19 protein-coding genes are annotated in these 21,926 nt (G+C 73.0%); 11 read left to right on the plus strand and 8 right to left on the minus strand.

Annotated features, from left to right (window positions below; all coding sequences use genetic code 11):
- Positions 1 to 17: 17 nt before the first annotated feature.
- From ACFY04_RS21465 to ACFY04_RS21485, 5 genes are all read left to right on the plus strand, one after another.
- Entirely contained in the window at positions 18 to 674 is a 657-nt protein-coding gene (locus ACFY04_RS21465) for a phosphatidylserine decarboxylase (protein WP_030010161.1), read from the plus strand.
- Complete coding sequence (pssA, locus tag ACFY04_RS21470; RefSeq protein ID WP_389118762.1) at positions 661 to 1,521, plus strand: CDP-diacylglycerol--serine O-phosphatidyltransferase; 861 nt, start codon at positions 661 to 663, stop codon at positions 1,519 to 1,521. The genes ACFY04_RS21465 and pssA overlap by 14 nt, the downstream gene beginning before the upstream one ends.
- Before the next feature lie 313 nt (positions 1,522 to 1,834).
- A complete protein-coding gene (locus tag ACFY04_RS21475) occupies positions 1,835 to 3,319 on the plus strand; it encodes an AlkA N-terminal domain-containing protein (RefSeq protein ID WP_389118763.1) in 1,485 nt (494 codons plus the stop codon).
- Positions 3,320 to 3,331: 12 nt separating this feature from the next.
- Entirely contained in the window at positions 3,332 to 3,853 is a 522-nt protein-coding gene (locus tag ACFY04_RS21480; RefSeq protein ID WP_389118765.1) for a methylated-DNA--[protein]-cysteine S-methyltransferase, read from the plus strand.
- Between the two features lie 88 nt (positions 3,854 to 3,941).
- Positions 3,942 to 4,328: an SHOCT domain-containing protein gene (locus tag ACFY04_RS21485; protein WP_389118767.1), complete on the plus strand. Its 387-nt coding sequence runs from the start codon at positions 3,942 to 3,944 to the stop codon at positions 4,326 to 4,328.
- 10 nt (positions 4,329 to 4,338) lie between these two features.
- Here ACFY04_RS21485 and ACFY04_RS21490 read toward each other — a convergent pair whose 3' ends face one another.
- Both ACFY04_RS21490 and ACFY04_RS21495 read right to left on the minus strand, forming a co-directional pair.
- A complete protein-coding gene (locus ACFY04_RS21490; RefSeq protein ID WP_389118769.1) occupies positions 4,339 to 4,767 on the minus strand; it encodes a hypothetical protein in 429 nt (142 codons plus the stop codon).
- 50 nt (positions 4,768 to 4,817) lie between these two features.
- Positions 4,818 to 5,318: an NUDIX domain-containing protein gene (locus tag ACFY04_RS21495; protein WP_389118771.1), complete on the minus strand. Its 501-nt coding sequence runs from the start codon at positions 5,316 to 5,318 to the stop codon at positions 4,818 to 4,820.
- Positions 5,319 to 5,595: 277 nt separating this feature from the next.
- On the opposite strand from ACFY04_RS21495, the gene ACFY04_RS21500 reads away from it, so the two are divergent.
- Together ACFY04_RS21500 and ACFY04_RS21505 are read left to right on the plus strand one after the other, a co-directional pair.
- Positions 5,596 to 6,615, plus strand: coding sequence for a glycosyltransferase family 2 protein (locus tag ACFY04_RS21500; RefSeq protein WP_314246268.1), 1,020 nt, complete (start codon positions 5,596 to 5,598; stop codon positions 6,613 to 6,615).
- An 83-nt stretch (positions 6,616 to 6,698) separates the two neighbouring features.
- On the plus strand, positions 6,699 to 9,122 hold the full coding sequence (locus ACFY04_RS21505) for a hypothetical protein (RefSeq protein ID WP_389118773.1): 2,424 nt from the start codon (positions 6,699 to 6,701) through the stop codon (positions 9,120 to 9,122).
- A 45-nt stretch (positions 9,123 to 9,167) separates the two neighbouring features.
- On the opposite strand, the gene ACFY04_RS21510 is transcribed toward ACFY04_RS21505, so the two are convergent.
- On the minus strand, positions 9,168 to 9,410 hold the full coding sequence (locus ACFY04_RS21510; protein WP_389118774.1) for a hypothetical protein: 243 nt from the start codon (positions 9,408 to 9,410) through the stop codon (positions 9,168 to 9,170).
- A gap of 238 nt (positions 9,411 to 9,648) precedes the next feature.
- Here ACFY04_RS21510 and ACFY04_RS21515 point away from each other — a divergent pair, with 238 nt between their 5' ends.
- Positions 9,649 to 10,797: a glycerate kinase gene (locus ACFY04_RS21515; protein ID WP_389118776.1), complete on the plus strand. Its 1,149-nt coding sequence runs from the start codon at positions 9,649 to 9,651 to the stop codon at positions 10,795 to 10,797.
- Positions 10,798 to 10,938: 141 nt separating this feature from the next.
- Here the strand turns inward: ACFY04_RS21515 and ACFY04_RS21520 are convergent, their stop codons facing one another.
- On the minus strand, positions 10,939 to 11,520 hold the full coding sequence (locus tag ACFY04_RS21520) for a cysteine hydrolase family protein (RefSeq protein ID WP_389118778.1): 582 nt from the start codon (positions 11,518 to 11,520) through the stop codon (positions 10,939 to 10,941).
- A 106-nt stretch (positions 11,521 to 11,626) separates the two neighbouring features.
- Between ACFY04_RS21520 and ACFY04_RS21525 the strand changes: the two genes are divergently transcribed.
- Both ACFY04_RS21525 and ACFY04_RS21530 read left to right on the plus strand, forming a co-directional pair.
- Positions 11,627 to 12,622: a GlxA family transcriptional regulator gene (locus ACFY04_RS21525; RefSeq protein ID WP_389118780.1), complete on the plus strand. Its 996-nt coding sequence runs from the start codon at positions 11,627 to 11,629 to the stop codon at positions 12,620 to 12,622.
- On the plus strand, positions 12,619 to 15,426 hold the full coding sequence (locus ACFY04_RS21530) for a SpoIIE family protein phosphatase (protein ID WP_389118782.1): 2,808 nt from the start codon (positions 12,619 to 12,621) through the stop codon (positions 15,424 to 15,426). The genes ACFY04_RS21525 and ACFY04_RS21530 overlap by 4 nt, the downstream gene beginning before the upstream one ends.
- Before the next feature lie 24 nt (positions 15,427 to 15,450).
- On the opposite strand, the gene ACFY04_RS21535 is transcribed toward ACFY04_RS21530, so the two are convergent.
- The 4 genes from ACFY04_RS21535 to ACFY04_RS21550 form a co-directional block, all read right to left on the minus strand.
- Entirely contained in the window at positions 15,451 to 17,517 is a 2,067-nt protein-coding gene (locus ACFY04_RS21535; protein WP_389118784.1) for a SpoIIE family protein phosphatase, read from the minus strand.
- A gap of 160 nt (positions 17,518 to 17,677) precedes the next feature.
- Complete coding sequence (locus tag ACFY04_RS21540; protein WP_389118786.1) at positions 17,678 to 18,775, minus strand: molybdopterin-dependent oxidoreductase; 1,098 nt, start codon at positions 18,773 to 18,775, stop codon at positions 17,678 to 17,680.
- 288 nt (positions 18,776 to 19,063) lie between these two features.
- Positions 19,064 to 20,320 carry an aromatic amino acid transaminase gene (locus ACFY04_RS21545; RefSeq protein WP_389118788.1) on the minus strand — a complete coding sequence of 419 codons (1,257 nt, stop codon included), beginning with the start codon at positions 20,318 to 20,320 and terminating at the stop codon, positions 19,064 to 19,066.
- Complete coding sequence (locus ACFY04_RS21550) at positions 20,313 to 21,290, minus strand: DMT family transporter (RefSeq protein WP_389118789.1); 978 nt, start codon at positions 21,288 to 21,290, stop codon at positions 20,313 to 20,315. The genes ACFY04_RS21545 and ACFY04_RS21550 overlap by 8 nt, the downstream gene beginning before the upstream one ends.
- Positions 21,291 to 21,425: 135 nt before the next feature.
- Here ACFY04_RS21550 and ACFY04_RS21555 point away from each other — a divergent pair, with 135 nt between their 5' ends.
- Positions 21,426 to 21,911, plus strand: coding sequence for an Lrp/AsnC family transcriptional regulator (locus tag ACFY04_RS21555; protein ID WP_314252288.1), 486 nt, complete (start codon positions 21,426 to 21,428; stop codon positions 21,909 to 21,911).
- The last annotated feature ends 15 nt before the right edge of the window (positions 21,912 to 21,926 follow it).

Here is a 21,926-nt window from a genome sequence, read left to right on the forward strand (position 1 = left end):
CGCTACGAAGGTCATCCATGCCCCACAGCCAAACCTCTGCACCTCGCGACAGCCTCCTTGGCGTACGCCTCGCGCGCGGAGCATCGCCGTGGCTTCTGCCGACCGTCGCCACCGCGGCGCTCAGCCTCACCCGGGCCCGCAAGTCCGGACGCTGGGCCGCGGCGGCCGTGCCCGCCACCGCGCTCGCCGCGGGCATGCTGTGGTTCTTCCGCGACCCCGAGCGTGAGATCGCTCAGGGCCGTGTCATCTCGCCCGCCGACGGTGTGGTGCAGAGCATCATGCCGTGGAAGGACGGACGGACCCGGGTCGCGATCTTCATGAGCCCGCTGAACGTCCACGTCAACCGTGCGCCCCTCGCGGGCACGGTGACGTCCGTGGAGCACATCCCCGGCGGATTCGTTCCGGCGTTCAACAAGGAGAGCGAGAACAACGAGCGCGTTGTCTGGCACTTCGACACCGAACTCGGTGACATCGAGATGGTGCAGATCGCCGGCGCCGTCGCCCGTCGCATCGTCCCGTACCTGCCGGCCGGAACCAAGGTGGAGCAGGGCGAACGCATCGGTCTGATCCGCTTCGGCTCCCGCGTCGACATCTACCTCCCCGAGGGCGTCGAGGTCGCGGTCGAGGTCGGTCAGGCCACCACCGCGGGGGTGACACGAATTGACCGTGACTGACCCTGAGACTCCGGCCGCCGGCTGGGTTCCCGAATCTGCCGAGGAGGAGTCCGCCGAGGACGACATGCCGCTCTCGCTGCGGCTGTCGATAGCGGACACCCTCACGCTCGGTAACGCGACGTGCGGATTCATGGCGGTGTACTTCACCACCACCGGAATCCTCATCCCGCACCTCACCGGCAGTGGCGAATCGGGCATGGCCCGGAACAGCGCCGCGACGGCAGTGATACTGATGCTGCTCGCCGCGGTCTTCGACCTCTTCGACGGCATCGTGGCCCGCAAGCTGCGCAGCTCGCCGATGGGTGCCGAGCTGGACAACCTGTCCGACCTGATCAGCTTCGGCCTCGCGCCGGCCTACTTCGTGCTCGTCTACGGCATGGTCGCCGTCGACGCGCACCAGAAGATGTCGGCGCTGGCCGCGATCGTGGTGCTGCTCGCCGTGGTGCTCAGACTCGCGAGATTCAGCTGCGTGACGATGAAGGACGGCATGTTCCAGGGCATGCCGAGCCCCTTCGGCGCGCTCACGGTCGTCTCGATCGTGCTGCTGGAGCTGCCGTTCGTCCCGACGCTGCTGGCGATCATCGGGGTGGCCTGGCTGATGGTGAGCCGGGTCGAGTACCCCAAGCCGCGGGGTGTTCTCGCCGTGGCGATGCTCTGCTGGATCATCAGCGCGATGGGGCTGCTGGCGGCCTGGGCGTTCGACGCCCCGGGCGGTCAGCTGCTGCTCCAGACCGGCTGCGCCCTGCAGATCGCGATGGCGGCGACCATTCCGCTCTTCGCGACGACCCGGAAGGCCAACACCTTCCGGCACAACCGCCGCGAGGCCCGCGCCACTACGCTGCGCTAGCTGTACCGGAGAAGGCCCCCGGATGCCGATGGCATCCGGGGGCCTTCTGCCGTTCCCGGGGGCCGTTCCCGGGGCCGGGGTCGGAGCCGGGGTCGGAGCCGGGGCCGTTCCCGGGGCCCGGGCGGAGCCGGGGTCAGGGCCGGAGCCGGGTCGGGGGCGGGATGGGGCCGGGGGCGGCGGGGCGGGGAGTGTCCGGCCCCGCCGCCGGACACGGCCCTGCCCGGCCCGCCTCCGAGCCCCGGCCAGGGGCACGGCTAGCCTTGATGTCGGAAAACCGCCAGCCGGCGGTTCCGCGACACCGGATCCTAGAGCCATGCACACCGACACCGAGCGCTGCGTAAGGGCCGTGCAGTCGAAGGACGCCCGCTTCGACGGCTGGTTCTTCACCGCCGTCCTGACCACCCGGATCTACTGCCGGCCCAGCTGCCCCGCCGTGCCGCCGAAGGTCGAGAACATGACCTTCCTGCCCAGCGCGGCCGCCTGCCAGCAGGCCGGGTTCCGCGCGTGCAAGCGCTGCCGCCCCGACACGAGTCCCGGTTCCCCCGAGTGGAACGCCCGCGCCGACGCCGTCGCGCGCGCGATGCGGCTGATCCAGGACGGTGTGGTGGACCGGGAGGGGGTGCCGGGCCTGGCCACGCGGCTCGGCTACTCCGCCCGCCAGGTCGAGCGGCAGCTGAACGCCGAGCTCGGGGCCGGTCCGCTGGCCCTGGCCCGGGCCCAGCGCGCCCAGACCGCCCGGCTGCTCATCGAGACCTCCGAGCTCCCGATGGGCGACGTGGCCTTCGCCGCCGGGTTCTCCTCCATCCGGACCTTCAACGACACGGTCCGCGAGGTCTTCGCCCTGTCCCCCAGCGAGCTGCGGGAGCGGGCCGTCAAGGCCGGCCGCAGCCGGAACGCCCCGCCCCGGATCCCGGGGACGATCAGTCTGCGGCTGCCGTTCCGGGCCCCGCTGAACCCCGACAACCTCTTCGGGCACCTCGCCGCGACCGCCGTCCCCGGGGTCGAGGAGTGGCGCGACGGCGCCTACCGCCGCACCCTGCGCCTGCCCTACGGCACCGGTGTCGTCGCCCTGACCCCGCAGCCCGACCACATCGGCTGCCGGCTCGCCCTGACCGACCTGCGCGACCTCACCATCGCCATCAGCCGCTGCCGCTGGATGCTCGACCTGGACGCCGACCCCGAGGCGGTCGACGAGCAGCTGCGCTCCGATCCGCTGCTGGCCCCGCTCGTGGACAAGGCCCCCGGGCGCCGGGTACCCCGTACGGTCGACGCGCCGGAGTTCGCCGTACGGGCGGTGCTGGGCCAGCAGGTCTCCACCGCGGCTGCGCGCACGCACGCGGCCCGGCTGGTCACCGCGCACGGGGAGCCGGTCGAGGACCCGCTGGGCGGGCTGACCCACCTCTTCCCCTCCCCGCAGGCGCTCGCCGGGCTGGACCCGGAGTCTCTGGCCCTGCCGCGCAGCCGGCGCGCCACGCTGACCACCCTGGTCTCGGCGCTGGCCGACGGCTCGCTGGCGCTCGGCTTCGACAGTGACTGGGAGGCGGCGCGGGCACAGCTGACGGCGCTGCCCGGCTTCGGCCCGTGGACCACCGAGGTGATCGCGATGCGGGCGCTCGGCGACCCGGACGCCTTCCTGCCGTCCGATCTGGGGATCCGGCGGGCGGCGCAGGGGCTCGGGCTGCCGTTCACCCCCTCGGCGCTCACCGCGCGGGCGGCCGCATGGCGGCCCTGGCGCGCGTACGCCGTCCAGTACCTGTGGGCCACCGACGCCCACCCCATCAACCACCTGCCCGCCTGAGGAGCACCAGCGATGCGATCCACCATGAACAGCACCAAGACGCACGCCGTCGTCGACAGCCCCTACGGCCCGCTGACCCTGGTCGCCACGGACGGGGTCCTCAGTGGCCTCTACATGACCGGGCAGCGCCACCGGCCGGCCGAGGAGTCCTTCGGGGAGCGGGTGGCCGCCGCCGAGGAGCCCTTCCCCGAGGTGGCGCGCCAGCTGACCGCGTACTTCGCCGGGGAACTCACGGAGTTCGACCTCCCGTTGCGCCTGCAGGGCACCGATTTCCAGCGCAGCGTCTGGGACCAGCTCGTGCGGATCCCCTATGGCGAGACGTGGTCGTACGGGGAGCTCGCGGCCAGGCTGGGCAAGCCCAACGCCTCGCGCGCGGTGGGCCTGGCGAACGGGAAGAACCCGGTCGGCATCATCGTGCCCTGCCACCGGGTGATCGGCGCGTCGGGTGGGATGACCGGCTACGGCGGCGGGCTCGACCGCAAGGTCCGACTGCTGGCCTTCGAGTCCGGCGAGCAGGCCTCAGTTCTGTCCTGAAGGCCGTTCCGGCCCTGCCCCATTCCGAAATGCGGAGTTTTTGAAGCGGTTGTATGAATGGAATACCGCTACATGATCGGAGTCGGGCATGGACGACTATCCGCTTCTCAACATCTTCTGGACGATGCTGTACCTGTTCCTGTGGATCATGTGGTTCTTCCTGCTCTTCAAGATCATCACGGATATCTTCCGTGACCACAGCCTCAGCGGCTGGGGGAAGGCGGGATGGCTGATCTTCGTCCTCCTGGTGCCCTTCCTGGGCGTGTTCGTCTACCTCATCGCCCGGGGCAGGAGCATGGGCGAACGGGACCTGAAGCAGGCCCAGGAGAACCAGGCCGCTTTCCGGGACTACGTCCAGAAGACGGCGGGCTCCGGCGGCAGCGCGGACGAGCTGCACAAGCTCTCCGCCCTCAAGGACAAGGGCGACATCACCCAGGAGGAGTTCGACCGCGCCAAGGCCAAGCTGCTGGCCTGACCCGGTCGGGTCAGACGACGAGGAGCGGAACGAGCAGCGCGAAGGCGGCCCCGGCCTCCACGGCGTAGCCGTACAGCGAGGGGTGCTGGACCGGGGCGGCGAGCAGGACCACGCTCTGCTGGGTGGCGGCGGCCGCCACCCAGTCGGGGTCGGCGCCGAGGTTGCCCTGGTACCAGCCCTCGCAGGAGCCGGGTCCGGTGACGGCGAGGAGGTCGTCCTCGCGGCGGTAGAAGGCCTGCCAGCCGGCGGCCGGGACGGACCAGCTCTCGAAATCGGTGAACAGCGCCCAGCCGCCCTCGCGTATCGCGGTGTCGAAGAGCCAGACCGGGGTCCCCTCCGGAGTGACTTCACCACCGGCCTGCTGGTCGGTGGTGAAGTGCACCATGGGAAGGGCGTCGGGCCCGTCGGCGGTGCTGGGCCAGGCGTACATCGTGATCATCTGCTGATTCTGTCCTGGTCGGGGTAAGTCCGGTGTTACGGCGCGTCCTGTCACGAGGTGACCGGGCGCCGTCCGTTCTCCAGCTCCACGGTGCCCTCGCCCGACTGCACGATCCGGTACGCCTCTTGGGTGCGCAGTGCGAGCGATTCGGGCAGGTAGGCGGTGAGTTCGGCGGGTTCGACCAGCCGCCAGGAGATCAGCTCCGCCTCCTGCAGCGTGACGGAGGCGAGCTGGGTCTCGTCGAGTACGCCGCCGTCGTAGACGTAGGCGACCAGCGGCGGGCGGCCGGGGCCCAGCACCCAGTCGACGGCGAGAAGACGGCCGAGGGGGAGGTCGAGGCCGATCTCCTCGGCACTCTCGCGCCGGGCCGCGGTGCGCGGCGACTCGTCCTGGTCCGACTCGATGGTGCCGCCCGGCAGGGCCCAGCCCTCGCGGTAGTTGGGCTCGACGAGCAGGACCCGGCCCTCGGCGTCCCGGTAGAGGGCGGCCGCGCCGGCCAGCACCCGGGGCAGGCTCGCGATGTACGTGGCGTAGTCATCTGCGGTGGTCACTCCGCAACCCTACCGAGGCGTCGGAGCCGGGCGGTGCGGGGTGTTCGGTCCACTCGGGACCGGAGATGGTCACACGATGATTGCTTTACCTGATGATATTGTTGCCGCTCGCCCGGGTCACTCACTTCTGCCCTGTGGCACCAAGGGCTCCGGTAGCTGGTGCGCCTCCGCATTGTCGGCCTGGTGGTCCACTGCCGACGTCCTGCTCTCGGCAGGTCAGATCGTCAGGCACCCGCCGGCGGTCTTCCGCACTCGGAGATTGAAGACAAGCCCCTCCATGCAGAACGCAGCAGCCCCGGCACGCGACGCAGCCGACCGGTCGGCACCCGTGCTGTCCGTCGTGATCCCGATCTACAACGAGCAGGAGGCCCTGCCCCTGACCGTGGCACGCCTGCGCCCGATCCTGGACGGCATGGGGATCAGCTACGAGGTGGTCGGCATCGACGACGGCAGCACCGACGCCACTCCGATGATCATGCAGAAGATCCGCCAGGAGTGGCCCGAGCTGCGCATCGTGCGCTTCGCCCGCAACTCCGGGCACCAGGCCGCGCTGACCGCGGGCATCCACCGGGCCTACGGCGAGTACGTCGTGAGCATCGACGCCGACCTCCAGGACCCGCCGGAGAAGATCGTCGAGATGTACGAGCTGGCCCGCGAGAAGAACCTGGACATCGTCTACGGCGTCCGCGGCGACCGCGGCACCGACACCTTCTTCAAGCGGCGTACGGCCGGCGTCTACTACTGGCTGATGCGCAAGCTCGTCGGCAAGAACATGCCCAACCAGGCCGGCGACTTCCGCCTGCTCAGCCGGGCCGCCGTCGACGCGCTCAAGTCCCTGCCCGAGCACCAGCCGGTCTACCGGCTGCTCGTGCCGTGGCTCGGCTTCAGCAGCGGCGAGGTCGTCTACGTCCGCGAGGAGCGGGTCGCCGGCAGCACCCATTACCCGCTGTCCAAGATGGTCCGCCTGGCCCTCGACAGCATCACGAACTTCTCGGCCAGCCCGCTGCGGCTCGCCACCTGGCTCGGCCTGCTGAGCTTCCTCGTCTGCTTCTGCCTGGCGATCTACACGACGCTCCAGTACGCGTTCGGCTCGACCGTGCCCGGCTGGTCGTCGCTGTTCATCGGCATGCTCTTCATCGGCGGTGTCCAGCTCATCTGTGTGGGCCTGCTCGGCGAGTACATAGGCCGGATCTACTCGGCCGTCCAGGCCCGGCCCGCCTACTTCGTCGGCTACGACTCCGCCGAGGACGCCGCGGCCGCCGACCGCGACCAGCGGGTCTCCGAGTACGCGGCCTGATCCCTGGCGCCCCGGTCCGGGGCGCTCCCGGCCGCCCCCGTCCGGGGCGGCCGACGCATAGCAGGTAGGGAAGAACAAGACATATGGGCACAACTGGCAGCGCCACGCCCGAGCGGACCGACCTCGGAGCGCGGCCGCTGAGCGGCTCGTCCCCGTCCCGCACGACCGACCGGCCCGGACCGCACGCGTTCTGGCGTTTCCTGCCGGCGGCCGCCGCGTACCTTCTCCTGGTCTCCCTGCTGCTGGCCTCGGACACCCCGGTCAGCGACATCGCCCGGTACACCTTCTACGTGCTCTGGGGCGTCATGCTCCCCGGCACGCTGGTCTTCCGGGCCCTGCGCCGGCGGCCGCACTCGCTGGTCGAGGACCTCGCCTTCGGTGCGGTCACCGGCCTCGTCCTGGAACTGGCCGCCTGGGCGGTCCTCGTCGGGGCCGGCGCCCAGGGGCTCGCCCTCGCGTGGCCGCTCGCCGTGGTGGTCCCCTTCGCGGCCGTACCGAAGCTCCGCCGGCACTGGCGTCCGCGCGGGTACACCAGCCCCTCGCCGGGCTGGTCCTGGTCGGTCTCCGGGACGGTGATGCTCAGCAGCGTCTACTTCCACCAGGTCTTCCTGTCCCTCTACCCGGTGCTCCCGGACAAGGAGGACAGCAGGCTGTTCGGCGACATGCCGTACATGCTGTCGCTCGCCGCGAACGCGAAGCAGAACGTCCCGCTGACCCTTCCCCAGGCTGCCGGCGAGCCCCTGTACTACCACTGGTTCACCTTCGCCCACATGGCGATGACCGACATGGTCGGTCAACTCGACCTCGCGGTGATCGAGTCCAGGCTCATGGTCCCCGCGCTGGCGGCTCTCGGCATGGTGATCACCGCCGTGGTGGCCCGCCGGCTCATCGGGCGGGCCTGGGCGGGGCCGCTCGCCGCGCTGCTGGTCTTCGCGGTCGCCGAGTTCACCGCCACCTACCCCAACCCCGTCCCCACCTGGACCTTCGGCGCCCCCGCCGTGCGGCTGATGTCCTGGTCGAGCCTCTCCCAGACGTACAGCCAGCCGCTGCTGATCGCGCTGATGGGGGTCGTCGGCGACGCGCTGCGCCGGAGCCGCAAGGACGGCGAGGCAGCCACGGACGGCGAGGGGGTCGACCGGGCCCCGCTCTTCGGCCGCGGGGTGTACGTCCTCGTCGCGCTGTTCGCCCTGGCCTCCACCGCGGCCAAGGCGAGCACCCTGCCCGTCACCCTGGCCGGCCTGGCCCTGACCGGCCTCGTCCTGCTGATCACCACCCGGCGCATCCCGTGGCACGTGGTCGGGCTGGGCGCGGTCCTCGGCGGTGCCCAGCTCTTCGCGACGGCCGTCATCTTCAACTTCGAGAGCTACGGACTGGAGATCATCCCGTTCGGCAACGTGCGCAACTACTGGGCCGATCCGGGTCAACTGCGCTCACCGGCGTTCCAGGCCCTCGTGGTCGTGGGCACCCTGGCCGCCTTCGTGCTCAACCACCAGCTGAAGCTGCTCGGCATGATCCCGCTGATCTCGAAGCGGCGCTTCCGGCTGGAACCCGTCCAGTGGTTCCTGCTCGGCGCCTCCGTGGCGGGACCGTGTGCCTACCTGGCCGTCAACGGCTACAACGCCAGCTACTTCACCCTCGCCGCGCTGCCCTTCGGGGCCGTGCTCTCGGCCTGGGGCTTCTGCGAGACCTTCGAACGCGCCGCGCTCGGCGCGCGGGGCAAGGCCGCGCTCGCCTTCGGCGTGATCGCCTTCTCCGCGCTGCTCACCTTCGGGATCTACCGCTACTCCGGCCGCTGGTGGGCCTACGTGCTGCGGCTCGCCGGGGACGAGCGGGGCGCGGCCACCCCCTACTCCGTGCTGCTGCCCGCGCTCGCCCTGGCCGCCGCGCTGGCCCTGGCCGCCCTGGTCGGCGCGGTCCTGTGGCGGCTCGGCGGCCGGGTGTGGCCCGCGCTGCGCGGCCGCGGCGCGATCGTCCTGCTGACCGCCGCCCTCACGGCCGGCACCCCGGGGCTCTTCCACGACGTCCTGCAGTCCCGGGAATCCCTGTGGTCGTACTCCTGGGTCATGCCCGGCTCGCAGGTGCAGGCGGCGCGCTGGATCCGTGCCCACAGCGAGCCGTCGGACGTGCTGGCGACCAACAGCCACTGCTGGGAGCTGGAGGGCCCGCTGCCCGCCGGGGCGCCGTGCGACAACGTCCGCTCGCAGTGGCTCAGCGCGTACTCGGAGCGGTCGGTGCTGATCGAGGGCTGGGCGTACGCGCCGCGGGCCATGGCGCTGTCGGGCGGCTCGGCCGCCTACGGCGGCCCCTTCTGGGACCAGGAGCTGTTCCGGCTCAACGAGGACGCCGTCTACCGGCCGACGGCCGCGATCCTGGGCCGGCTCCACGACCGGCACCACGTCCGCTACGTGGTGGCGCACCGCCCGTCGGGCGCCGAATCGCCGCTCCTGGCCGAACTCGCCAAGAAGGTCTACGACAACGGCCGGATGGCGGTGTACGAGCTGTCCTGACGGGCCCGCAGGACCCGCCGGTTCGAGGCCCGGGGCCCCGAGGCGTCACGCCTCCGGGGACCCCGGGCCTTCGCCGTCCTCGTGCTCCCGTCCCCTGGACCCGGCCACGCGCCGCAGCCGTGGATGGCGGGCCGCCCCCTGTTCGGCGAGGGCGTCGCCGACCATGGCCCGGACCGCGTCCCGCATCCCGTGCAGGGGGTGGTGGCGGGCGGGTCCGGCGCCGGGGTCCGAGGAGTCCCCGGCCAGGGCCGCCCAGGCGACGACGGCCACCACGGCGATCACACCCACGGTGACGACGCCGTGGTCGGGCGCGCCGGCCGCCGGGCCGCCGGATCCCCCTCCCGGGGGTCCGGACGTGGCCGTTCCAGTGATTCCGCGCTCATCCGGCCACACTATGCAGGCGTATATCCCCATTTAGGGGCATGGCGCGCCGGGTGTGGCCCAGGCCACTCATGGGCATAGGAGGATCCTCCGGATAAGCTCGTGGCGGCGCGACTGCACTGTTCGATAGCAAGGGAATAGCAAGGTGACGGACGGAGCAGTAACTGAGGCCGCGCGCGTGCTCATCGCCGCGGACAAATTCAAGGGTTCACTCACGGCCGTGCAGGTCGCGGAGCGGGTCACGGCCGGCCTGCGCAGGGCCGTACCGGACGTGGAGATCGAGACCCTCCCCGTCGCGGACGGCGGCGACGGAACGGTCGCGGCAGCCGTGGCAGCGGGCTTCGAACGCCGGGAGGTACGGGTCACCGGACCCCTCGGCGACCAGGTCACGGCCGCCTTCGCGCTGCGCGAGGGCACCGCGGTGGTCGAGATGGCGGAGGCCTCCGGGCTGCAGCTGCTGCCCGCGGGCACCTTCGCCGCGCTGACGGCGACCACGTACGGCTCGGGCCAGCTGCTCAAGGCCGCGCTGGACGCGGGCGCGCGCTCGATCGTCTTCGGCGTGGGCGGCAGTGCCACCACCGACGGCGGCGCCGGCATGCTGGCCGCCCTGGGCGCGGTGTTCCTGGATGCGAACGGCGAACCGGTGGGTCCGGGCGGCGGCGCGCTGGCGGAGCTGGCCTCGGCCGACCTGTCCGGTGTCGACCCGCGCTTCGCGGAGGTGGAGTTCGTCCTCGCGAGCGACGTGGACAACCCGCTGACCGGCCCGAAGGGCTGCGCCGCGGTCTACGGCCCGCAGAAGGGGGCGTCGCCCGAGGACGTGGCGACGCTCGACGCGGCGCTGGCGCACTTCGCGGTGGTGCTGGAGAAGTCGATCGGCGCGAAGGCCGCCGAGTGCGCGGTGCTCCCGGGTGCCGGTGGCGCGGGCGGCATCGGCTACGGGGCCCTGCTGCTCGGCGCGACGTTCCGTCCCGGCATCGAGCTGATGCTGGAGGTGCTGGGCTTCGCCCCCGCGCTGGAGCGGGCCACGCTGGTCATCACCGGTGAGGGCTCCCTGGACGAGCAGACCCTGCACGGCAAGGCCCCGGCGGGTGTCGCGGCCGCGGCGCGCGCGGCGGGCAAGCCCGTGGTGGCGGTCTGCGGCCGGCTGCTGCTGACCCAGGAGGCCCTGGAGGGGGCCGGGATCCGCAAGGCGTACCCGCTCACGGACCTGGAGCCCGACCCGGCCAAGTCCATCCCGAACGCGGGTCCCCTGCTGGAGCAGGTCGCCGCCGACATCGCCGCCGACATCCTCTGACCCGGCTCCTGGCTCCTGGGGGCCCGGACTCCCTCGCCGGGGTCCGGGCCCCCCCTTTTTCGGCCTCGCCTTTTCAGCCTCGCTGGATGTGGGCCCGGCAGGGCTGGAGGAGGCCCGGCGAGACCGGTGGCGGCCAGGCGGCTACGCCGCGAGGAGGTCGGCCGTGGTGACCACGCGGGCGAAGCCGCCGCCGTGCAGGCTCACCGCGGTGGCGGTGGCGAGCTCGTCCGCCGTCAGGGCGAGATCCCCCGGCCCGGCGAGGTCGAAGGTGTGCGTGGCGTCGAGCGGGACGAGCACGTCGTAGCCCAGGTTCCCTGCCATCCGGGCGGTGGTCTCGACGCACATGTTGGTCTGGATGCCCACCAGCACCAGCTGGCCGATCCCCTGAGCCTTCAGCCAGTCGTCCAGGTCCGGGGTGCCGTAGAAGGCCGAGTTCACGGTCTTGGTGATCACCAGGGCTCCCTGGCTCCGCTTCTCGACCAGGTCCTTGAAGGCGTGGCCGGGGTGGTCGGCGGCGAGGACGGAGCCGGGCTGCACGGACGCGTGCCGGACCAGGACCACCGGGCGGCCGGCCGCCTGCCAGGCGTCCATCAGGGCCGCGATGTTGTCCTCGGCCGCCGGGTTGTTGCGGGGCCCCCAGAAGGACTCCTCGTCGAAGCCCTTCTGCACGTCGATGACCAGCAGGGCACTGTCGGGGGCGATCTCGATCGCGGTCGTTGTCATGGCTCCATGCTGTCCGCCGGGCCGCGGGCCCGACAGCGCCCGCGAGGCCCCGTATCGATGGGATCCTGCCAGACTGGCAGTTCCGGCCCCCTGGCAGACTGGCCGGATGCGCCGTGTCGCGATCGTCGTCCAGCCCGGTATCCGCAGCTTCGACCTCGCCGTCATCACCGAGGTCTGGGGCCCCGACCGCAGCCACGCCGGGGTGCCGGGCTTCGAGCTGCGCCGGTGCGCCCTGGAGCCCGGTCCGATCCCGCTGCCCGGCGGGCTGACCCTGTCCCCCGACCGGGGGCTGGACTGGCTGGCCACCGCGGACCTGGTCGTCGTACCGGCGCTGGCCGAGCCGGCCGATCCGACGCCCGCGCCGGTCCTCGCCGCCCTGCGTGAGGCGCACGGCCGGGGCGTGCCGGTCGCCGCCCTGTGCGCCGGGGCGTTCATCCTGGCGGAGGCCGGTCTGCTGGAGGGCCGCCGGGCGGTCACCCACTGGTGGCTGGCCCCGCAGCTCGCCGCCCGCTACCCGGGGATCGTGGTCGAGGACGCCCCGCTCTACGTCGAGGACGGCGGGCTGTGGACCTCCGCCGGGGTGGCCTCCGGGATCGACCTGTGTCTGCACCTGGTCCGGGAGGCGCACGGCGCCGAGGCCGCCGCCGCCATCGCCCGCTCCATGGTGACGGGCCCCTTCCGCACCGGGGACCACGCCCAGTACCTGGACCGGCCCGTCCCGGCCGCGGACCGGACCGCCGAGGCGCTGGCCGCCGTACGGGCGCGCGCCCTGCGTTCGCTGCACGAGCCCCTGTCCGTGGCGACCATGGCCGGCTGGGCCGGGATGTCCCCGCGTTCCTTCGCCCGGCACTTCGCCGCCGCCACCGGCACCACCCCGCACCGGTGGCTCCTGGGCCACCGGCTGGACGCGGCCCGCAAGCTGCTGGAGCGCACCGACCACCCGGTGCCGGAGGTGGCCCGGCGAGCCGGTTTCGCCAGCGAGGTCACCTTCCGCCAGCACTTCACCGCGCACGTCGGGCTCGGCCCCCGGGCGTACCGTGCGGCCTCCTCCGTACCGGCAGCCGCACCAAACCCCCCGGACAGTGTTAGAAAGGGCTCATGACCGGACGTTTTGGTCGCCAGCCGACCGGGTGGGGCTCGCGGCTGTTCGCGCGCCTGTCCCGGTGGGCACACAGCGTCGCCGGTCAGGTCTTCGCCCTCCAGGCGATGATCGTGCTCCTGCTGATCGCCGCCGCCGCGGCGGCCCTGGTCTTCCAGGCCCGGTACGACAGCGAGCGCGACGCCCGTCACCGCTCGCTCGCGGCGGCCGAGTCCTTCGCGCACGCCCCCGGTATCGCGTCGGCGCTGCTCTCGACGGATCCGACCGCCCTGCTCCAGCCGCTGGCCGAGGCCGCCCGCCGGGGCTCGGGCGTCGACTTCATCGCCGTCATGAACACCGACGGGATCCGCTACACCGACCCGCGGCCCGAGCTGATCGGCCGGCGGGCCACCGGAGACCTCAGTCGCGCCCTCGCCGGGCATGCCTTCACGGAGACCTTCCGGGGCGAGCCCAGCGACGCCGTCCGGGCCATCGTCCCGATACGGAACACCGACGGCGTCGTCATCGGCCTGGTCGGCACCGGCATAGACATCGAGAACGTCTCCCAGGTCGTCGAGGGCCAGCTCCCGCTCCTGCTCGGTGCGGCCGCCGGCGCCCTGCTGCTCGGCACCGGTGGCGCCGCCCTGGTCAGCGGCCGGCTGCGGCGCCAGACCCGGGGCCTGGGCGCCGCCGAGATGAGCCGGATCAACGAACACCACGAGGCCGTCCTGCACGCCGTCCGCGAGGGCGTGGTCATCATCGACGCCGACCAGCGGCTCGTCCTGGCCAACGACGAGGCCCGCCGGCTGCTCGGCCTGCCGCCCGACCACGAGAACCGGCACGTCACCGACCTCGGCCTCGACCCGCGCACCGCCGAACTGCTCGCCTCCGGCCGGGTCGTGACGGACCACGTGCACCTGGCGGGCGACCGGCTGCTCGCCGTCAACGTCCGGCCCACCGCGCAGTACAAGGGCATGTCCACGGGAAGCGTCGTGACCCTGCGCGATTCCACCGAGCTCGCCGCGCTCTCCGGCCGGGCCGAGGTGGCCCGTGGCCGGCTGCAGCTGCTCTACGACGCCGGTGTGCGGATCGGTACCACCCTGGACGTGGTGCGGACGGCCGAGGAGCTGTCGGAGGTCGCCGTCCCCCGGTTCGCGGACTTCGTCACGGTGGAGCTGCTGGAGCCGGTGCTACACGGTGACGAGCCCTCGCTGGTCACCGGTGTCTACACCGAGATGCGCCGGGCCGCCATCACCGGCGTGCGTGCCGACTCGCCGCTCCAGCCGGTGGGCGACATCATCCGGTTCGTCGTTCCGACGGCCCCGATGGCGGCCGCCCTGGACGCCGGGCACGCGGTGCTCGCGGCCGACCTGAACGCGGCCATGGGCTGGCGGGCCCAGGACTCCCACGGCACCCGGGTGGCGCTCGACTACGGGCTGCACTCGCTGATCTCCGTACCGCTCCGGGCCCGGGGCGTGGTCCTGGGCATGGCCAACTTCTGGCGGGCCGACACCCCGGAGGCCTTCGACGAGGAGGACCGGTCCTTCGCGGCCGAGCTGGGTGCGCGCGCGGCCGTCTCCATCGACAACGCCCGCCGCTTCACCCGCGAGCACGCGGTGGCCGTGGCGCTCCAGCGCAGCCTCCTGCCCCGGGTGCTGCCCGCCCAGAACGCCGTGGACGTGGCTTTCCGCTATCTGCCCGCGAAGGCGGGGGTGGGCGGGGACTGGTTCGACGTGATCCCGCTGCCGGGAGGCCGGGTGGCGCTGGTCGTCGGCGATGTCGTGGGGCACGGGGTGCACGCCGCGGCCACCATGGGCCGGCTGCGGACCGCGGTGCACAATTTCTCCACCCTGGACCTGCCCCCCGACGAGCTGCTCGGGCACCTGGACGAGCTGATCGACCGGATCGACCAGAACGACACCGGGAGCGGGCTCGCGGACGGGGACGGGGAGGGCGGTGCCGAGGACGCCGCGGACGGGGCCGCCGAGCCCGCCGGGGTCACCGGTGCCACCTGCCTCTACGCGGTCTACGACCCGGTCTCCGGGCGGTGCCTGATGGCCAGCGCCGGCCATCCCGGGCCCGCGCTGGTCCGCCCCGGAGGAGACGTCGAGTTCCCCGAGCTGCCGGCCGGGCTGCCGCTGGGCGTCGGAGGCATGCCCTTCGAGGCCGCCGAGTTCACGCTCCCCGAGGGGAGCCGGCTGGTGCTGTTCACCGACGGCCTGGTGGAGGACCGCGACCGGGACTTCGACGCCGGACTGCAGCTGCTGGGCGAGTCGCTGGCGCGGCCCGGCCGCAGCCCCGACCAGGCCTGCTCGGACGTGCTCGCCGCGATGCTGTTCCCGGTGCCGAGCGACGACATCGCCCTGCTGGTCGCCGATACCCGGCGGCTGGAGGCCGACCGGATCGCCGAGTGGGAGGTGCCGGGCGAGGCCTCGGCCGTCTCGCGCGTGCGCAACGCGGGCGCGGCGCAGCTCGCGGCGTGGGGGCTGGAGGAGATCTCCTTCTCCGCCGAGCTGATCCTCAGCGAGCTGATCACCAACGCCATCCGGTACGGGAGCGCGCCCGTGCGGGTGCGGCTGCTGCGCGACCGCAGCCTCGTCTGCGAGGTCTCCGACGGCAGCAGCACCTCACCGCACCTGCGGTACGCGGCGACCACCGACGAGGGCGGGCGCGGGCTGTTCCTCGTCGCCCAGTACGCCGACCGGTGGGGCACCCGTTACACCGAGCGCGGCAAGGTCATCTGGGCCGAGCTGCCGCTGACCGGGGGCCCGGAGGCGCGGGCGGCGGACCCGCTGGACCTGGACGCGCTGGAGGACCTGGCCTGGTGAGCCGCCCGCCGACCGGGGTCGGGGTCACACCGGCCGGGTGCGGGCCAGCAGCACCGCGACGTCGTCCTGCTGTGCGTACGGCAGCAGCAGCCGCAGGATCCCCTCGCACAGCTCCTCCAGGGGCTGCTCCACCCGCTGCAGGGCCCCCGCCAGCTGGGCCATGCCCTGGTCGAGGTCCCGGTCCCGGGCCTCGATGAGGCCGTCGGTGTAGAGCACGAGCAGGCTCCCCGGCGGCAGCCGTACCTCCTCGGTGCGGAAGTCCTGCCCGCCCGTGCCCAGCGGGGTCCCGGGCGGGCCGTCGAGGAAGGTGATGGCCCCGTCGGGGGTGACCACGGCGGGCGGCGGGTGGCCGGCCCGGGCGATCACGCAGCCGCCGGACGCCGCGTCGTGGACGGCGTACACACAGGTGGCCATCTCGTCCTCGCCCAGGTCGGCCACGACGGCGTCGAGCGAGCGGAGCAGCTGGGCCGGGGGCACGTCGTGGCGGGCGAGGGTGCGTACGGCCGTCCGCAACTGCCCCATGACGGCGGCGGCGTGGACGCCGTGGCCCATGACGTCCCCGATGACCAGCCCGGTCCGGCCGCCGGGCAGCGGGATGACGTCGTACCAGTCCCCGCCGACGTCGTGGTCGCTGGCGGGCAGGTAGCGCCCGGTGAGTTCGAGGCCCGGGACCTCGGGCAGCGCGCTGTTGGTGAGGCTGCGCTGGAGGGTCAGGGCCGCCTGGCGCTGGAGGGTGTACATCCGGGCGTTGTCGATGTTGAGGGCCGCGCGGGCGACCAGCTCGTCGACGACGATGCAGTCCTGCTCGTCGAAGGGTTCCCGCTCGCGCGTACGGGTCACGGCGACGGCGCCGAGCACGGTGCCGCGGGCGACCAGCGGGACCAGGCGGGCCGAGCCCAGGGTGGCGAGGTAGGTGCGCAGGGCCTCGGCGCGCGGGGAGGTGATCAGTGCCGGGATGTCGGCGAGGTAGAGGTTCATGGGCCGTCCCTCGGCGATGACCTGCTCGTAGGTGGTGCCCATGGGGATCTGGAAGGTCTGGCCGGGGGCGAGTTTCGCGGTGGGGGCGGTCGGGTCGGGGAAGTGGGCGGCCAGCCGGCGCAGGACACCGCGTGTGGAGGCTGCGTGGACCGGGCCCTCGTCGGGGAGCAGGACCGCTTCGAGCAGCTGTACGTCGGCCGAGTCCGCGAGCTGCGGCACCAGCACGTCCACGATCTCCTGGGCGGTCTGGTGGAGGTCCAGGGTGGTACCGATGCGGGTGCCCGCCTCGGCGAGCAGGGCGAACCGGTGCCGGGCCCGTTCGGCGTCGGCCTGGGCCCGCTGGCCCTCGGTGATGTCGATGAGCGAGGCGATCACGCCGAGGGCCCGGCCGGAGCCGTCCAGCAGCGGGGCGTACGAGCAGGACCAGGTCCGGTCGTTCTCCGGGTCGGCGGGGGTCCGCCCGGTGCGGCGGACGTCGACGACGGCGGTGCCCCGGTCGAGGACCTGCTGCATCGTCGCCTCCAGCGCGGCGGCGTTGACCCCGGGGACCACCTCGGTGAGCCGCCTGCCGAGGTGCTCGGCGGCGGAGACGCCGTTCATCCGGGCCAGGGCGTCGTTGACGCGCAGGAACCGCAGGTCGGTGCCGAGGGTGGCGAGACCTATGGGTGACTGGGTGAACAGGCTCTGGAGCGCGGCGAGGGAGTCCCGCATGTGGAGCACCTCGGAGGTCTCCACGGCGATGAGCATGGCCCCCGTCCGGCCCTGCGGGTCGGCGGCGGGGACGATCCACATCTCCATCGGGACGCGGTGACCGTCGCGGTGGCGCACGGGCAGGGTGCCGACGACGGTCTCGCCGGACTGGACGCGCCGGGTCAGCTGGTCGGCGAGCTCGTGATTGGCCTCGGGGACGAGCACGGCGCTGCCGGGGAGGCCGATGATGTCCTCGGGGCGGTGCCCGAGCAGGTCCTGGGCGGCCAGCGACCACTCCACGATGCGCCCGTCGGCGTCCTCCCGCCAGAGGGCGATCGGCAGCAGCTCGTTGAGTACGCCCGCGTACCCGACAGCCGCAGCCGGCGGGTCCGGCACCTCGCTCGTCGCCTGGTAAGTGTCCAACGCACCGACCTCACCCCGGGGCCTGATTCCTACCGATTCACCCTATCCGAGGGGTGGGCGTGGGGCTCTGTGTCGGCCGATCCCGGCCGGGGCGCGTACCGGGGTGCGGCAGCACCGGGACCGGCCGCGTCGCCTGGTGCGCGTGCCTCACCCGCCTCGCTCATACGACCACCACCTCGACGGCGGCCACGGGGTTGCAGCCGTAGCCGCGGGCGTTCCACGGGGCCTGCGGCGGCTGCGTGTCGCCGTGGGCGTCGGTGGCACGGGAGACCAGCCGGTACGGTCCCGGCCGCCGCGGCGTCCACCGGTACGACCAGCTGCTCCAGCCGTAGGGGCCGGCGGGCGCTTCGAGGAGGGCCTCGTGCCAGCCGCGCTCGCGGTGGCGGTCGTCGTCCTCGTACTCGGCGCGCACCTCGACGCTCCGCAGCGGCACCCCGCCGCCCGACCAGGCGCGGCCGCGGACGAGGGTCTCGTGGCCCCGGCGCACGGCCGTGTCCGGTTCGGGCTCGGTGATGAGCGACTTGACCCGCACGCTCGTCACCGGGCCCTCGGGGGTGCCGCGGGCGGCCACGTAGAGGTATTCCTCGCTCTGGAAGACACCGGCGAACGGGCGGGTCACGGCCCGGGCCCCGACCAGCCACTTCACGTCGGCGACCGCGTAGCGGCCGGGGACCACCAGGCGGACCGGGGCCCCGTGCTCGGGGGCGAGCGGCTCTCCGTTCATGCGGGTGACGAGGAGGGTGTCCGGGTGGAGGGCCACGGCGAGCGGGAGGCTGCGCTCGAAGGCCGCCCGGCGGCCGCGCACCGGGCCGGAGTCGGCGCCGGTGAAGACGACCTCCACGGCCGGCGGTCCGATCAGGGCCCGCTCGGCGAGGAGGCGGAAGGGCACGCCGGCGAAGTGGGCGCAGCCCACCGCCTGCTGGCCCCAGGGCAGGCCGGGCGGGCGGGGTGTCATCAGGCTGCGGCCGTTGCCCGCGCACTCCACCACGACGTCGAGTTCCCGGTGGTCCATCGCGAGCAGCTCTTCGTAGCCGATGGCGAAGGGGGCGGCGCCGCCGATGCGCAGCCGCCAGCGGCCGGGCGGGGTCCGCGGGATGCCGAAGTGGTCGCGTACGAAGAAGGCCCCGACGGGGGTGACCGGCTCGGCCAGCGCGGCCGAGGGGGTCTGGGCGTTGTACGGGTCCGCGGTGACCGTTTCGGGCGCCCAGACCGTGGCGCCGGGCCCTCGGGCGGCTCGTGAAACCGGCCATGTGGTCATGGCAGCACCTTCCGTCGGGCTCGTGGCGGGCGCGACGCGGATTTCTTTACAGACTACGTCCGAACAAAGCCTTGACTAGGTGCAAATTGGGAGGAAACTCATCAATACACCGGATAACCGGAAAGTGCCGCACCTCCCTCTGGAGACGTCCTCAGGCCCGCGTGACCCTTGTCCAGGCTCTGGCCAGGCCCCCGGCAGCACTTGTCGACCAGGGGAGCCATCGGCGACGGCGGATGGCTCATGGAATCGACGGACTGCCGGGGACTGTCATGTCTCCCAAGAACTCTCCTACGCCTGAACGGCGGCGGCCGGTCCGGACTGCTGCTGCCGCGGGAGCGTCGGGATCGAGCGGGGCGCTTCGGCCGTGCCGAGGACGCCGGCGATGCCCCGGGCGAGGCAGGGGATCCGGTGCGCCGGGATGCCCGCGATGTTGATCCGCCCCGAGGTCGTGCCGTAGACGGCGTACTGCCTGCGCAGCCGGAGCATCTGCTGCGCGGACAGCGGCAGCATCGAGAACATGCCCTTCTGCCGGGCGAGCGAGCGCGCCTGCTCCGCGCAGCCGAGCGCGCTCAGGTGGGCGATCAGATCGGCCCGGTTGTCCATGATCCGGCCGCGCATGACCTCCAGTTCCGCCCGCCAGGCGGCCCGCAGGCCGTCGTCCTCCAGGATCGTGGTCACCACCGCCGCGCCGTGCTCGGGCGGCATCGAGTAGAGCGTCCGGGCGGCGTTCTGCAGGGCGGTCTCGGCGTGCCGGACGGCCTGGCCCGAGGCGCCGAGCACGATGGCGCAGCCGACGCGGTCGCTGTAGAGGCCGAAGTTCTTCGAGCAGCTGACCGCGATCAGCATTTCCGGCACCCGCGCCGCCAGCATCCGCGTGGGCAGCAGGTCGGCCTCCAGGCCGTCGCCGAGCCCGTGGTAGGCGAGGTCGACGAAGGGCACCCAGCCCCTGCGGGCGGCCGACTCGGCGAGCGCCTCCCAGTCGTCCAGCAGCGGGTCCACGCCCGTGGGGTTGTGGCAGCAGCCCTGGAGCAGGACCACGTCGTCCCGCTGCGCTTCCTGCAGTTCCCGCAGCACACCGGCCGTGCCGAAGCCGCCCTCGGCGTCGCGCCAGCCGTACGTGCGCACGCGCAGCCCGGCGGCCTCCAGGATGGGCCGGTGGTTGACGTAGGCCGGATCGCTGATCCATACCGTGGTGCCCGGGCGGGTCCGGCAGATCAGGTCGGCCAGCAGCCGCAGCGCGCCGGAGCCCGCGACGGTCTGGACGGCCGCGGCCCGGTCGGTCGGCCCGGCCGGGCCCAGGACCAGCCCCAGCAGGGAGCGGTTGAAGGCCGCGTTGCCGGAGAGCCCGCGGTACTCCTTGGACTCGGAGCGCTCCGCCAGGCGCATCTCGGCCTCGCGCACGGCGGTCATGACGGGTGTGGTGCCCGTCTGGTCCCGGTAGACACCGAGGACCAGGTTGAGGCGTTCGGACCGCTCGTCACTGCCGAACTCGTAGGTCAGGTCCCACAGCGGGTCGGTGGGCGGCGTGGGGAGGAGCTCAAGCATCTGCGGGAACCTTGGGTCGTGGGCGGCGGTTGGCGAGGACGACGCCGGCGGTGATGAGGGGTACGCCGACGAGTACGGCGAGGGTCGGCGTCTCGCCGAGCAGCGGGATGGCGAGCAGGACGACGGCGACGGGGCTCAGGCTGCCGACGACGGCGCTGCGCTCGGCGCCGAGGCGGCGGATGGCGAAGGCGTACAGCAGGCCCGCGCACAGGCCGACCCCCAGCCCCTGCACGACGAGGAACAGCGCGATGTCGCTGCCCGCCGCGTGCGCGATGCCGGTGGGGAGCACCCCGGTCAGCACCAGGACCCCGATCACGGCGAAGGAGGGCAGGCACAGCAGTCCGATCGACCCGATCGGGTCGAGGTCGACCTCGCGCAGGCCCACGGTGTAGAGGGCCCAGAGGCCGCTGGCCACCAGGAGCGTGCCGGCGCCGGCGAGTACGTCGGTGTCGACGGGGACGACGTAGCGCCAGACGAGGGCGGCCACGCCGGCCGCGATCAGGGCGAGCCCGGCGGCCTGCGTGCCCCGGGGGGCACCGTGGCCCCGGCGGATCATGATCGCGGAGACGAACAGCGGGACCATGCCGGGGACGATGGAGCCGACGAAGGCGGCGGACGTCAGCGCGCCGCCGTGCATCGCGGCCAGGAAGAACGGCACCCCGGCGCCGCAGACGATCTTCACCGCGGGGCCCGGCCGCACCGCGGCGATGGCGCGCCGGCGCCGCCACAGGGCCGGGAACAGGACGACGAGGGGGACACCGAAGCGCAGCAGGGCCGCGTCGGCGGGCAGCAGGGAGGAACCGCTCAGGGCCCGGGCGCTGAGCGCGAAGGCCGCCCAGATCGACACGGTGACCAGCAGGGCCAGCATGCCCTCGGCCTGTGGGGAGAGCCCGCGCCGGCCGGGGTGTCCGGCCCGCGGGCCCGCCGCATCGGGAGGCAGGGTCGCCCGGGTGGTGTTCGTCGCGACCAAGGAATTGCTCCAGCCTCTGAGACCCGGACCGGTCCGGTCCGTGCCCGGGCAACGCTAGAGCCTGGGGCGGGGCAGCCGATTGCCAGTTCTGCCTCTCGGACATACGTTTGGGGCAGATTCTGCCAAGGAGCGACCATGGACGCAGTGGATCTGCAGATCATCAGGGAATTGCAGGCCGACGGGCGCCTGTCCAACCAGGACCTCGCCGACCGCGTCCGGCTGTCCCCGTCGCCCTGCCTGCGCCGGGTGCGGCGGCTGGAGGAGGCGGGCCTGATCCGCGGCTACACGGCCATGGTCGACCAGGTCGCCTTCGGGCTCCCGGTCACCGTCTTCGTCCGGATCCGCCTGGAACGCCACACGGCGGAGGCGGTGCGGCTGTTCGAGGAGCACGTCGCGGTCATCGAGCACATCCAGGACTGCTACCTGATGGCGGGCAGCAGCGACTACCTGCTCCGGGTCGTCATCGAGGACCTGGAAGCCTACGAATCCCTGGTGCGCCACCGGATCCACGCCATCCCCGGGATCGCCTCGATCGAATCGAGCTTCGCGTTCGGCAGCGTCAAGCAGTCCCGGACCTACCCGCGGCCCGCCCCGGGCGCCTCCGGGCGCCCGCCGCGCTGACGGAGCGGGGTCCAC

The sequence above is a fragment of the Streptomyces sp. NPDC001549 genome, assembly GCF_042894025.1.
Lineage (GTDB): Bacteria > Actinomycetota > Actinomycetes > Streptomycetales > Streptomycetaceae > Streptomyces > Streptomyces kutzneri.

Coding starts and splice junctions, on each gene's coding strand:
- ACFY04_RS21480 (WP_389118765.1), top strand. CDS start 3,332: ATGCGATCCACCATGAACAGCACCAAGACGCACGCCGTCGTCGACAGC.
- ACFY04_RS21530 (WP_389118782.1), top strand. CDS start 12,619: ATGACCGGACGTTTTGGTCGCCAGCCGACCGGGTGGGGCTCGCGGCTG.
- ACFY04_RS21545 (WP_389118788.1), bottom strand. CDS start 20,320: ATGCTTGAGCTCCTCCCCACGCCGCCCACCGACCCGCTGTGGGACCTG.
- ACFY04_RS21540 (WP_389118786.1), bottom strand. CDS start 18,775: ATGACCACATGGCCGGTTTCACGAGCCGCCCGAGGGCCCGGCGCCACG.
- ACFY04_RS21475 (WP_389118763.1), top strand. CDS start 1,835: ATGCACACCGACACCGAGCGCTGCGTAAGGGCCGTGCAGTCGAAGGAC.
- ACFY04_RS21485 (WP_389118767.1), top strand. CDS start 3,942: ATGGACGACTATCCGCTTCTCAACATCTTCTGGACGATGCTGTACCTG.
- ACFY04_RS21500 (WP_314246268.1), top strand. CDS start 5,596: ATGCAGAACGCAGCAGCCCCGGCACGCGACGCAGCCGACCGGTCGGCA.
- ACFY04_RS21505 (WP_389118773.1), top strand. CDS start 6,699: ATGGGCACAACTGGCAGCGCCACGCCCGAGCGGACCGACCTCGGAGCG.
- ACFY04_RS21465 (WP_030010161.1), top strand. CDS start 18: ATGCCCCACAGCCAAACCTCTGCACCTCGCGACAGCCTCCTTGGCGTA.
- ACFY04_RS21520 (WP_389118778.1), bottom strand. CDS start 11,520: ATGACAACGACCGCGATCGAGATCGCCCCCGACAGTGCCCTGCTGGTC.
- ACFY04_RS21555 (WP_314252288.1), top strand. CDS start 21,426: ATGGACGCAGTGGATCTGCAGATCATCAGGGAATTGCAGGCCGACGGG.
- ACFY04_RS21525 (WP_389118780.1), top strand. CDS start 11,627: ATGCGCCGTGTCGCGATCGTCGTCCAGCCCGGTATCCGCAGCTTCGAC.
- ACFY04_RS21490 (WP_389118769.1), bottom strand. CDS start 4,767: ATGATCACGATGTACGCCTGGCCCAGCACCGCCGACGGGCCCGACGCC.